8 protein-coding genes and 1 pseudogene are annotated in these 12460 nt (G+C 69.0%); 5 read left to right on the forward strand and 4 right to left on the reverse strand.

Annotated features, from left to right (window positions below; translation table 11 throughout):
* Positions 1-111 precede the first annotated feature (111 nt).
* The 3 genes from ACX9TP_RS25165 to ACX9TP_RS25175 all read left to right on the forward strand — a co-directional run bounded on the left by ACX9TP_RS25165 (position 112) and on the right by ACX9TP_RS25175 (position 4369).
* Positions 112-1722: a cyclic peptide export ABC transporter gene (locus ACX9TP_RS25165; protein ID WP_482973154.1), complete on the forward strand. Its 1611-nt coding sequence runs from the start codon at positions 112-114 to the stop codon at positions 1720-1722.
* 34 nt (positions 1723-1756) lie between these two features.
* Positions 1757-3022 carry a glycosyltransferase gene (locus ACX9TP_RS25170; RefSeq protein WP_482973155.1) on the forward strand — a complete coding sequence of 422 codons (1266 nt, stop codon included), beginning with the start codon at positions 1757-1759 and terminating at the stop codon, positions 3020-3022.
* Positions 3023-3175: 153 nt separating this feature from the next.
* A complete protein-coding gene (locus ACX9TP_RS25175; protein ID WP_482973156.1) occupies positions 3176-4369 on the forward strand; it encodes an OmpP1/FadL family transporter in 1194 nt (397 codons plus the stop codon).
* Here ACX9TP_RS25175 and ACX9TP_RS25180 read toward each other — a convergent pair.
* From ACX9TP_RS25180 to ACX9TP_RS25195, 4 genes and pseudogenes are all read right to left on the reverse strand, one after another.
* A complete protein-coding gene (locus ACX9TP_RS25180) occupies positions 4357-7488 on the reverse strand; it encodes an ATP-binding protein (RefSeq protein WP_482982220.1) in 3132 nt (1043 codons plus the stop codon). The two genes, ACX9TP_RS25175 and ACX9TP_RS25180, sit on opposite strands and share 13 nt — an antisense overlap.
* A 90-nt stretch (positions 7489-7578) precedes the next feature.
* Positions 7579-7719, reverse strand: a pseudogene (locus ACX9TP_RS25185) (hypothetical protein); the annotation flags it as partial.
* Positions 7720-7843: 124 nt separating this feature from the next.
* Entirely contained in the window at positions 7844-8608 is a 765-nt protein-coding gene (locus ACX9TP_RS25190; RefSeq protein WP_482973157.1) for a cyclic nucleotide-binding domain-containing protein, read from the reverse strand.
* Positions 8609-8819: 211 nt separating this feature from the next.
* Complete coding sequence (locus tag ACX9TP_RS25195) at positions 8820-9500, reverse strand: Crp/Fnr family transcriptional regulator (protein ID WP_482973158.1); 681 nt, start codon at positions 9498-9500, stop codon at positions 8820-8822.
* A gap of 318 nt (positions 9501-9818) precedes the next feature.
* Here ACX9TP_RS25195 and ACX9TP_RS25200 point away from each other — a divergent pair, with 318 nt between their 5' ends.
* Together ACX9TP_RS25200 and ACX9TP_RS25205 are read left to right on the forward strand one after the other, a co-directional pair.
* Complete coding sequence (locus ACX9TP_RS25200; RefSeq protein WP_482973159.1) at positions 9819-10658, forward strand: cyclic nucleotide-binding domain-containing protein; 840 nt, start codon at positions 9819-9821, stop codon at positions 10656-10658.
* Positions 10659-10741: 83 nt separating this feature from the next.
* The gene (locus ACX9TP_RS25205; protein ID WP_482982221.1) at positions 10742-12340 is read left to right on the forward strand and encodes an adenylate/guanylate cyclase domain-containing protein; all 1599 of its coding nucleotides are present in this window, start codon (positions 10742-10744) and stop codon (positions 12338-12340) included.
* Positions 12341-12460 lie beyond the last annotated feature (120 nt).

Below are 12460 nucleotides of genomic sequence, written 5' to 3' on the forward strand. Positions count from 1 at the left end.
GCTGGTGAGCGGTGCGCAACATACGCTAAGAGCGCTGGAGATCCGGCTCTGGCGGAAGGAACGAACGGCGTGAACCTGCTCATCCTGCTCCTCCGCAGGTCACGCGGTGCCGTGGCACTCGCAGTGTGTTTCGGGCTCGTGACGGGCGCCTCGAGCGCGGGGCTCATCGCCTACATCAACTCCGTCCTGTCCAGCGGCGGTACCCTGGCGGACCGGAGCACGGTGCTCGGGTTCGCGGCCCTGGGAGCGCTGATGTTGAGCGCCCGCATCGGCTCGCAGCTGCTGCTGACGCGGCTGCAGGCGGGCACCACCTTCGCGATGCGGGATCAGCTCAGCCAGCGCATCCTCTCCACACCGCTGCGCCAGCTGGAGGAGCTGGGCGCACATCGGCTGTTGGCCACACTGGTGGATGACGTCCAGGCCGTCGCCCAGGGGCTGTTGTGCCTCCCGCCGCTGCTCATCAACGGCGGCATCATCCTCGGCTGTCTCACGTACCTCGCGGTGATGTCGCGGGTGGTGTTCCTCGCGCTGCTCGTCTTCGGGGTGCTGGGAGTCGCCAGCTACCTGCTCCCCGCCCGGCACATCTTCAGGCTGCTGCGCGAGTCGAGGAAGACACATGACCGCTTCTACCGCGACCTGCGCTCGCTGACGAACGGGCTGAAGGAGCTGAAGCTCCACCGCGCGCGCCGGGCGGCCTTCCTCACCCAGGAGCTGTTCCCCACGGCGGAGGAGCTGAAGCGGCGGCAGGTGAAGGCGTCCACCATCCACATCTTCACCACCAGCTGGGGCATGAGCCTGTTCTTCTTCTTCATCGGGCTGCTGCTCTTCGCGCTGCCAGGCCTGGCCCCGGTGTCCACCGCGACGCTGGTGGGCTACACGCTCGCCGTCCTCTACCTCCAGCAGCCGCTGGACTCGACGATGACGCTGCTGCCCACGCTGGGAGCGGGCACCGTCGCGCTCCAGCACATCGACGCGCTGGCGCTGACCCCGCCCTCCCAGGCTACCGAGCCGCTCGCCTCCGTCGAGACACGCGCGTCTCCGTCCCGAATCGAGCTCGTCGGCGTCACGCACAAGTACCGGCGCGAGGGCGAGGACACGCCCTTCACGCTGGGCCCCATCGACCTGACGCTCCGGCCCGGTGAAATCCTCTTCATCGTGGGCGGCAACGGCAGCGGCAAGACGACGCTCGCCAAGCTCATCACCGGCCTCTACTCACCGGAGTCCGGCGAGCTGCGCGTCGACGGCCGCCCCGTGAACGAGGCGGGCCGCGAGCACTACCGTCAGCTCTTCGCGACGGTGTTCTCCGACTTCCACCTCTTCGACACGCTGCTGGGCCTGGCGCACGCCGAGGTGGCGGAGCGGGCCCGCGCGTACCTGCAGCGGCTCCAGCTGGAGCACAAGGTGCGCATCGACGCGAGCGGCGCGCTCTCCACCACGGAGCTGTCCGCGGGCCAGCGCAAGCGGCTCGCGCTGCTGACGGCGTACCTGGAGGACCGGCCCGTGTACCTCTTCGACGAGTGGGCCGCGGACCAGGACCCCACCTTCAAGGAGGTCTTCTACCGGGAGCTGCTGCCGGACCTGAAGGCGGCCGGCAAGGCCGTCGTCGTCATCAGCCACGACAACCGGTACTTCGACGTGGCGGACCGGCTGGTGAAGCTGGAGTCCGGCGCCATCGTCGCCGAGGAGTCCGCGCCCGGCGCGCAGCGCCTCGCGGGCGCATAGCGGAAAGGTCCGGAGCCACGCCAGGGGGTGTGCCATGGCCACGGTGGGAATCTACATGCTGCCCGAGTACGGCGGCCTCAACGCGACCTTCGCGCTGGCGAGGACGCTCGTGCGCCGTGGCCACCGCGTCCGCTACTTCGTGCCCGAGTCGTTCGAGGCCCACGTCACCCGACAGGGCTTCGAGAGCGCCCGGTACACCGAGACGCTCCGCCTCCGCGCGAGCTGGAGGACGCGAGTCCCCGGCCTGAGCTTCCTGCATCGGCGCGCGCGCTACAACGAGCACCTCGCGGCCTCGTTCGACACGTGGGTGGAGGCGGACAGGCTCGACGGGGTGCTGGTGGATCCAGTGGTGTGGAACGTGGCGGCGGGCGCGCACGCGCGAAAGCTCCCGTACCTCAGCCTCAATCCGACCTACTCGGCCCCCTTCTCGCTGGCCTACCCGCCCGTGCACTCGCCGGTGGTGCCTCCGCGAGGAGGCGCCGGTGCCCGGGTGCGCAACCTCGTGGCGTGGACCTTCCAGGCGGGAATCCCCTGGAAGCGGAGCGCGTATGACCAGCTGCTCGGCTGGGTCGGCCACGACGCCTTCGGGCGCCTCCACCGCGCGGGAGGCCGGCTGCGGTGGGGAGACTTCGGCTACCGCCCGGAGGTGCCGGAGCTGGTGATTGGCCCCCGCGCCCTGGACTTCGAGCCGCTGCGAGACCTCCCCCACCGCCACTACCTGGGCCCCAGCGTGGAGCCGTCGCGACAGGACGGCACCTTCGACTGGAGCGGCTACGACGCGTCGAAGCCGCTCGCCTACTGCTCGCTGGGGACGTTCGGCGAGTACCAGGCCCCCGCGCACCGCTTCTTCACCGCCGTCATCGAGTCCTTCCGGCGGCGCGAGGGCTGGCAACTGCTCATCAGCTGCGGCGCCCTGGCCGAGCGGCTCCGGAGCCAGGCGCTGCCGCCGTCCATCCGGGTGGAGTCCTCCGTCCCCCAGCTGGAGGTCCTCCCCCGGGCGCGGCTGTTCCTGAGCCACGCCGGCATCGGCTCGGTTCGGGAGGCGCTGTACTTCGGCGTCCCCATGCTCCTGTTCCCCTTCTCGGCGGACCAGCCCGGGCTGGCGGCGCGGCTGGTGCACCACCGGCTCGGGCTCCGCGGGGATGTCCGCACGCGGGACGCCCGGGTCATCACCGAGCGGGTGGACGCCCTGCTCGCGCGCGACGACATCACCGCGGCCATGGCGGCCATCCAGCGCGGCTGCCGGGAGTCTCGCGAGCTGGAGGACGGGGCGGACGTCGTCGAGCGGCACCTCGGCTGAGCCGCGCCTGGAAGCCCCCACCCGGAGTGCGCCCGGCGCCGGGGCCATGCGTCCGATCCTGGGAAACCTCCCCGAATGGAACGCGCGGCTGCAAGCGGGCCGGCCTTCCGCCTATAGTCGCGCCTCCTCACAGCGACTGTCCCGCCCCACACCATGAAGAAGACGCTCTCCCTAGTGACGCTGCTCGCCGCCGGTGCCAGCCAGGCCGCGGGTTTCCAGATCGACACCCAAAGCGCACGCTCGACGGGCATGGGCAACGCGACCACGGCCGTGCTGGACGACTCGTCGGCCATCTATTCGAACGCCGCCAACATCCTCGGCGTGAAGACGCTGGACATCACCATCGGCGACACCGGCATCCTGCCCAGCATCGAGTTCACCCCGACGGGTGGCACGGCGCAGGGCCAGAAGATGACGCTGTCGCCCCCGCCGCACGTGTTCGTCGTCTACCGCCCCTTCGAGAAGGCGGCGTTCGGCCTGGGCGCGTACACGCCCTATGGCGCGCGCAGCCGCTGGGTGGATGACTTCGTGGGCCGCTTCAAGGGCCGCGAGTCCAGCCTGGCCGCCTATTACATCAACCCCACCTTCGCGTATCAGGTGCACGAGAGCATCCGCCTGGGCGTGGGCGTGGACATCGTGCGCAGCACGGTGGAGCTGAAGCGCGCGCTGAACTTCGTGGAGAGCGAGGGCGCGGTGCACCTGGGCGGCGGCGCCTGGGGCGTGGGCTTCAACGCGGGCGTCCAGGCCGAAATCCTGAAGGACGAGCTGTCGGTGGGCGTCCACTACCGCAGCGCGGTGTCCGCCACCTTCAAGGGCAGCGCGGACTTCCAGAACGTGCCGCTGGAGTTCCAGACCCGGCTGGTGGACCAGGCGGTGGAGGCGGACGTGAAGTTCCCGGCGACGCTGTCGTTCGGCCTCGCGACCCGGCCGCTGGAGCGGCTGACGGTGGCGCTGGACCTCCAGCTGGTGGACTGGGCGAGCTTCCAGGAGCTGACCATCCAGTTCCCGGGCAACCCCGCGCTGAACAACCCGGTGGCCAAGAAGTGGGTGGCCAAGGCGAAGTACCACCTGGGCGCGGAGTACGGCCTGACGCCGGACCTGCAGCTGCGCGCGGGCTTCGTGGTGGACCTGTCGCCCAGCCCCGCCGAGACGCTGACGCCGGACCTGCCGGACGCGGACCGCTACAAGATCACCGTGGGCGCCGGCTACAAGCTGGGCAAGCTGCGCGCGGACGCGGCGTACCAGCTCGTCCTCCTCGCGGACACGGAGAGCACGGCGCCGGGCATCGAAGGCAACTACTCCGGCACCGCGCACGTGTTCGGCGTGACGCTCGGCTACTCGATGTAGACGGTGCCGGTGGGCTCCAGCGTCTGCAGGAGCTGGAGCGCCTCCTTGAAGTCGCGCGTGTCCTCGCCGCCGCGAATCCTGGCCATCGCGGTGGTGAGGAGCTCCCGGGCGCGCGCCTTGTCTTCCAGCACCGCGGCCAGGCTCTTCGCGGCCTTGAGCTCGAGCCAGGCCGCGCCGGACTCGCGGGCCTCGGCGACGGCCCGTTCGAGCCACTCGAGGACCTCCGGAAGCGCCGCTCCCAGGGCTCGAAGCAGCTCCCCCTTCAGCCTGCACAGCTCCGGCAGGTAGAAGCGGTCCAGGTTCGTCTCCGCGTAGGTCAGCGCCAGGTCGACGAAGACGAGTCCCCGCTCCGGGTCATGGGTGGCGAGGTGCACGGCCGCCGGCATTGACAGGTAATAGGTGAGCGGCAGCTTCTGCTGGATGGCCTCGAAGAAGGCCAGGCCCTTGTCGATTTCGCGCAGGCCCTCCGCGACCTTGCCCAACATGGCGCAGCACCACCCCATCTGCAGCATGCTGTGCGCCAGGCAGAGCGGGAAGCCGTGCTCGATACACAGGCCCATGGAGCGCTCGGCGTAGGCGAGCGCCCGCTCGGGCTCCCTCAACATCACCAGCACCTCGCTGGCGAAGTTGCATGCAAGCGCCTGCGCCAGCGGATCGGCCAGCTCATCCGCGAGGACGAGCGTCCGCCCCATGAGTGAGCGTGCCTGCTCCACGTCCCCCGTGAGCAGATGGAGCCACTGCAGATGCACCTGGGCATACACGCCCGGGTCTTCGCCATACGTGCGGGTCAGCGCGGCATGCAGTCCCGGAGAGTAGAGCTGCATGGCACGGTGATATTCCGTGCGCGCCTCCTCGAACCGCCCCAGGAAGAAGAGCGTGGTGGCATGGGCACCCAATGCCGGTACCTGTTGCAAGGGCCCCGGATGTGCCCGGGCCGCCTCCAGCAACTGGTGCGCATGGTCATGGGCATTCGCACGCCGGCTGCCGGTCAGGTTCACCAACCAGAGACCGAAGAGAACGGGCACCAGCTCTGGCGGGTTGCCGCGCCGCGCGCACAGCTCCCTGGCGCGGATGCCGTTCTGCTCCACTTCCGGCGAGCAGTAGCCCCGGGTGACGATGAGTGCGCCTCCCATCGAGATGCGCAGCTCCAGCTCCAGGCATTCCCGCGCCGCGGTCGGTGCCAACGCCGCCAGCAGGCCGAGCGCATGCGTGAAGTTGGTGATGGCCTCGGAGTAGGCCGCCCGTTGCATGGCGTGCTGACCCGCGCGGTGCAGATAGCGCGCGGCCTTCTCCCCCTGCCCGGCTTCCTCGTGGTGGCGAGCCAGCAGCTCCGGGCAGCCCTCGGCCACGTCGGGAAACTCTCCCTCCAGGGCCCGGGCAATCCGCTCGTGCATCTCCCTTCGCCGGGTCTTCAGGATGGACTCGTACGCCGCCTCCTGGATGAGGGCGTGTTGGAACCTGTAGACCTCCTGCCGGTCCGCGGAGTCCTCCAGCAGCACGAGCCCGGCCTCCTGGAGTTGATCCACGTGCCGTCGCAGGAACAGCGGCTCCATGGAAGAAACGGACGCGAGCAACGCATAGGAGAACCGGCGGCCGATGGCCGAGGCGAGCTGCGCCACCTCCTTGACGGGCCCCAGCCGGTCCAACCGCGCCATCAACGAGTCGCGAAGCGTGGTGGGAATCGCGAACGGCTCCAGCACCGCCGACTCCAGCGTGGCGCGGGTGAGCTCCTCGATGAACAGCGGGATGCCGTCCGCCTTGTCCAGGATCTGCTGGACCACGGCCTCCGGGAGGGTGCGAGTCCCCGCCATCTCCGCGATGAGCCGGCCCGCCTCGTCATCCCCGATACGAGAGAGCGTCAGGGGCCGAAAGTATGGCCGGTGCTTCCAGGGCGCCTGAAAGGCAGGCCGCGAGGTGAGCAGCGTGAGGATGGGCACGGAGGAGGCCGCCTCGATGAATTCGTCGAGGAACTCCAGTGTGGACGGGTCGGCATCGTGCAGGTTCTCGATGACCAGGACGAGCGGGCGCGTCCGGGCCTGGAGGAGCAGCAACAGGATGAGCAGGCGCCGGGTCTGCTCCCGCAGCTTGTGTGGAGAGAGTGCCGAGGCCGTGGGCCCAGCGGGAAGCGGCAGGGACAGGAACGAGGCCATCAACGGCAGAGACAGCTCGTTGGCGGTGAGCTCGCGCGCGAGGAAGGCCGTGACCTTCTTGAGGTTCTCGGCCTTCGTCGCGCCACGCTCGAAACCCAGCAGGGACTGGAACAGCTCCACGATGGGCAAGAGCGCGCGCGTCTGCCCGTAAGGCAGACAGCGCCCGATGAGGACCGAAGCCTCGCCCCGCACCCGCTGCTCCAGGGTGTGCACCAGGCGGGACTTCCCCATGCCCGCCTCTCCCACCAGCATCAGCACCTGCCCGTGCCCCGTCCAGCTGTGATTGATGCAGTCATGCATCGCCGCCAGCTCCTTCTCACGTCCCACCAGCGGGCTGCGGTGAGCGCGCCGGGCCTCCTCGAAGCGCTCGTGGGCGCCAATCTCTCGCGTCACGCGCAGCACCTCGAGGGCCTCCTCGATTCCCTTGAGCGTATGAAGCCCCATGGATTCGAGAACGAAGAAGCCCTCCACCAGCCGCTTCGTCGATTCGCTGATGACCACGGTGTCCGGAGCGGCCAGCCCCTGAAGGCGAGCGGCGATGTTGGGCGTGCGCCCGATGACCAGTTGCTCGCGGCGACCGGGCCCTCCCACGTTGCCGGCCACGCCAAAGCCCGTGTGGATGCCGATGCGGACCGACAGGGGCTGCGCCAGCGGGTGACGCCCGTTCAGCCCGCGAACGGCCTCGATGATTTCCAGCCCCACGGACACCGCCCGGCGCGCATCGTCCTCATGGGCATGGGGATAACCCAGGTAGATGAGCAGCCCATCCCCCAGGTATTGCGCGACATGACCCTCGAAGCGATCGACAACCTCGCCGGAGACGCGCTGGTATTCGCGGACGATCTCCCGCAACTCCTCCGGGTCCAGCTTGTCGGAGAGCTGCGTGGAGCCCACCAGGTCACAGAAGAGCACGGTGACCTGGCGGCGCTCGGCCTCCGCCCCCTGTGCAGGGAGTGCGCGCTCCCGCACCAGACGCTCCCAGCTGCCCAGGGACGCGGCGCAATGGCCGCAGAAACGGAAGCTCGGTGGGCTTCGGACGCCGCAGTCCGGGCAGAGGGAGACCGTCCCCAGTCGGATGCCGCATCCACCACAGAAGCGCATCCCCTCCGGGTTCGGGAATTCACAGCGCGCACAACACAAGGCAGTCCGGGCCAGCAAGCAAACCTCCCCGCCCCCAGGGGATGGGTGGGGCAAAGACATTCATGAGCGAATACCTTCGCTTCTGACTGTCTATTCAATCCACACACTGCACTGACATTCCTGAACGCATCTTCATTGCCAGGAATTGACGGATGCCCTTCGCGGGGAGAAAGGGCACCCACCCTCAATAGCTGGAGATGGCGGACCCAGCCCCCACCACCAGCCGCACGGTGCGGCGCACCCGGTCCAGCCCCAACTTCAGCAGCGCGCGCCTCAACGCGGGCTGGCCCATGAAGAACTTCTTGAAGACGTCACGCTCCAACCGGAGCAGCGTGCAGGGCGTCGCGGCCTCCACCGTGGCGGTGGCCAGCTGGCCTCGGAGAATCGAGACCTCACCGAAGACGGCCCCCTCCTCCAGGTCCGGATACGGAGTGGTCTCCCCATCCTCGTGCGTGTGGAAGACGGCGCACCGGCCCCTCAAGAGGAAGTAGAGCCCATCTCCAGGCATGCCCCGCCTGAGGATGGGCTCGCCCGCCTCGGCGGCCCGGGGAACGAGGGCCGAGCCAAGCTGTATCCCCAGCTCCGACGGCAGCGCGGCGAGCAGCGGGTTGCTCCGAAACGCATCCCCCAACAGCCGCTCCCGGCAGGCCATCCGCACCACGGCGGCCTCGAGCCCGTGCCGTGCCCCCGCCTCCTCCAGCCCCGTGCGCGACAGCTCCAGCGCGACGGTCTTCTCCACCGCCATGACGCTGGCGGTGCGGCGGCACTCCGTCACCAGCGCCAGCTCGCCGAAGAAGTCCCCCGCCGTCAGGTACCCCACCGTCGTCGGAGCGGCGCCCTCGGGCTGGCGCATCACCGCGACCCGCCCCTCGACGATGAGAAACATCGAGTCGCCAGGCTCCCCCTCGCGCACCACCAGCTGTCCCGCGGAGTAGAAGCGCGTCCACACCGGCAGCGCCCCAGGACCCGGAACGCCACCCACCGTCGCGGGAGGCCGGGTGGGTTTGGCAGCGGCGGAACGAGGACCGTCAATCAGAGACATGAAAGGGAAGGCCTGACGCGACATGACTCCTCCAACGCAGGAGTAAAGATTCGCTGCCACCGTATGCCTTCGCCCGGGTGCCGCGCAGTGAAGCGCTTCACACCGCCCTACGCGGGCCTCACTCCGCCTCGCGGCTGAGCCGTGCCGGATGGACCAGGGTGATGCGTCCACCTTCGTACGCCAGCAGGCCCTCGCGGACATAGAAGCGGAGCCACTTGTTGGTGCTCTCGCGCGTGAGGCCGCAGAGGTTGGCCAGCTCCGTCTGCGTGAGCTTCTGGGGAATGACGACGCCCTCGGCGCCCTGCTGGCCCTGGTTTCGCGCCAGCTCCAGGAGGACGCGCACCAGGCGCGCCCGGGCATCCAGGAAGGTGGTGTCGTGGACGAGCTGCGTCACGTGCCGGACCAACCGGCTCAGGTTCGCGAGCAGCCCCAGGGCCACCTTGGGACGCGAGTTGAGGAAGACGCGGAAGTCCTCGCGTTGAATGGAGAGCAGGTCCGTCTCCTCCCGCGCGACGGCGTCCGTGGAGCGGGGCTCTCCGTCCAGCAGCGCCAGCTCTCCGAAGAAGTCCCCCCGGTCCAGCAGCGCGAGGATGACCTCCTTGCCGTCCGGAGAGCTGAGGCGGATGGCAACCTCTCCCTTCCGGATGATGTAGAGCGCGGTGCCCACATCTCCCTGGTGGAAGATGACCTCTCCCTTGGCATAGCGCCGGGTGCGCAGGAGCGCGGACAGCTGCTCGAGATCATCGCCCTCGAGCTGCTCGAAGATGGAGACCTGGGCCAGGAGCTGCGAATAGGACACGGAAGCACCCCTCGAACCGCGCGTGTCACGACAAGGTTGACTCAGCTTTGACCATTCATCCAGGCAACGCAATTCCATGCCAGGGTATGCCAGTGAAATAACGAATGACTCTCGTTTTCATACCTGTATCCGGCTTCACCGCTCGGGAGTGAACTGCTTCACAGCCGGAACCTCTCGAGAGGCCTACCGTCATGTCCAACCCCGCAGTGAGTGACTGGACGGTCCCCCATGCCCCGCTCGAATGCATCGGCGTCTCTCCTTCCCTCTTCCCACCCCCAGCCCCGTCAGCCGAAGGCGCCCCAGGCCTCTGTCCCGGATGTGGACGCCGACACAGCGTCGCCGAGGGAGGCGAGGAACCGGGGCACCGAGCTGCTCATCTCAGGAGACCTGGCCGGCGCGCTCGCGGCCTTCCTGGAGGCGGCGACCCTGACGCCGGACGAGCCCTCCTGCCGGCAGAAGGTCGCCGAAGTCCTGCAGCGCCTCGGGCGGACCCGCGAGGCGATTGCCGAGTACGAGGCGGCGGCCAGGCTCTGGGATGAGCAGGGGTGGCTGCTGCGCGCCATCGGGCTGTGCAAGGTCATCCTCCAGCTCGACCCGGGCCACTCGCGCACCCGGGCGCTGCTGGCTTGCCTCCGTGCGCGCCGGGGGCTGCCCCCGCCCGAGGGCGAGTCCGTGACGCCGCCCATGGCGTCCACCGCACCGGCGCCCGCCGCACCGCGTCCTGAGGTGGTGGCCCACCTGCTGCGAAGCAGCCCGCTCTTCGCCCGGCTGGAGCAGCCGCTGCTTCACCTGGTGAGCGAAGCCTTCCAGCCCTGCACGGCGGACCCGGGTGAGCAGATCCTGACCCGGGGGCAGCCGGCCCAGGCGCTCTACCTGCTCCTGCACGGGCGGTGCACGGTGTTCCACCAGCACGTGGATGGCCACGAGACGGCCTATCCCGACCTGGTCGAGGGGGATGTCTTCGGGGAGGTGGCCCTGCTGCGCAGCAAGCTGGTGACGGCCTCGGTGCGGGCGACCACCGCGTGTCTGCTGTTGAAGCTGGACCGCGCGAGCTTCGAGCAGCTCATCGCGGCGGAGCCCGAGCTGCGCCGCGAGCTGCAGCGCGTGGGGGCGGAGCGGTTGTGTCGCACCACACTGCTGCTGGCACGTCCCCGGTAGGCGCTCCCACGCTTGTGATAGACAGGGCGCGTGGGCTCACGCTGCGGCGGAGCCCTCATCGTGGGAGAGGTCTCGTGCAGGTCATGCAGATTGTCATGAACCCGGGGCTGCCCGACGAGCAGGTCTTCCCGCTCGGCGAGGGCGTCACGTTCATCGGGCGGGACGTGGAGAACCAGATCTCGGTCCTCCACCGCAGCCTGTCCCGCCAGCACGCGAGGCTGGACACGTCGGGGGGCAAGGTCGTCCTGACGGACCTGCAGAGCAAGAACGGCACGTTCGTGGGCGGTGCGAGGGTGACCCGCCACGAGCTCCGCTCCGGCGACACCTTCAGCTGCGGCGCCGTGAGCTTCCGCCTGCTCGCCGACAGTCAGGAGACGCTGGTCAGCCCCATGCTGACCCACGAATCGCGCGCGCTGTCCCAGGTCTCGCTTCAGGAGCTGCTGGGGGCCCAGGACCCCTCCCGCTCCTCCGCGCTCAAGCTGGGCACCACGCCGGCGGTGGAGCGAGATCGCGACAAGCTGCAGATCCTCCTCAAGGTGAGCCAGTTCCTCTCGTCCCCGGGCTCGATTGAGAGCCTGATGGAGCGCTCGCTGGAGCTGGTGTTCCAGGTGCTCGAGGTGGACCGCGCGGTCATCCTCCTGGTGGACAAGGGCTCCAAGGCGCTGCGGCCGCACGTGGCCCGGACGTCGGACGGCTCGCAGGACCTGTCGCAGGTCTACAGCCGCCACATCACCACGTACGTGCAGCAGCACGGCGTCGCGGCGCTCTTCGCGGATGCGCGGCTGGACCCGCGCCTGGACACGGCCGAGTCCGTCCTCCAGCAGTCCATCTACGCGGCCATGTGCGCTCCGCTCAAGGCCCGCGAGGAGCTGCTCGGGGTGCTCTACCTGGACAACCTCCGGCGCCCGGAGCGCTTCTCCCAGGAGGACCTCGAGTTCCTGTCCTCCTTCGCCAACCAGGTCGGCATCGCCCTGGAGAACTCGATGCTGTACCGGCGCATCGAGCAGGAGGCCATCCGCCGCAACAACTACCAGCGCTTCTTCCCACCCAGCGCCCTGCAGCGGCTGGAGCAGTCCTCCACCGGCATGGACCTGGGCGCGAAGGAGGCCGAAGTCACCACGCTCTTCTCCGACATCTGCGGCTTCACGCAGCTGTCCTCGACGATGCGTCCCACCGAGGTGGTGGACATGCTCAACGCGTACTTCCCCATCATGGCGGAAATCGTATTCGAGCAGGAGGGAACGCTGGAGAAGTACATCGGCGACGCGCTGATGGCGACCTGGGGCGCGCCCTTCTCCCATCCCGACGATGCCGACCGCGCGCTGCGCGCCGCCGTGCGGATGCAGCAGGCGCTCCTGCTGCTCAACGAGCAGCGGCGGGCGCGGCAGCAGGTGGAACTGCAGATCCACATCGGCCTCAACAGCGGGCCGGTGGCGGCAGGCAACATCGGCTCCAAGCGATTCCTCCAGTACGCGACCATCGGTGACACCACCAACGTGGCCAGCCGCGTGTGCAGCGCGGCCAGCGCGGGGGAGATTCTCATCACCCAGAGCACCCATGATCTGCTCGCGGACAAGCACTGGCCGCTGGAGCGACTGCCCCCCACTCCCGTGAAGGGGAAGGAAGCGCCGCTGACGCTCTACCGCGTCGACTGGCTCCGCGGCAGCGCCGCGAAGCGGTGAGCCCACACCTGAAGTATTGACAGTCCTGTCATCGCGTGGCATTTACCACACGCGCTAACGATAATGAGAACCATTCTCATTATGTGTCGAACGCGTGTCCGGCCTCTTCCGGAAGAACAG

This window comes from Pyxidicoccus sp. M15 (assembly GCF_056858435.1).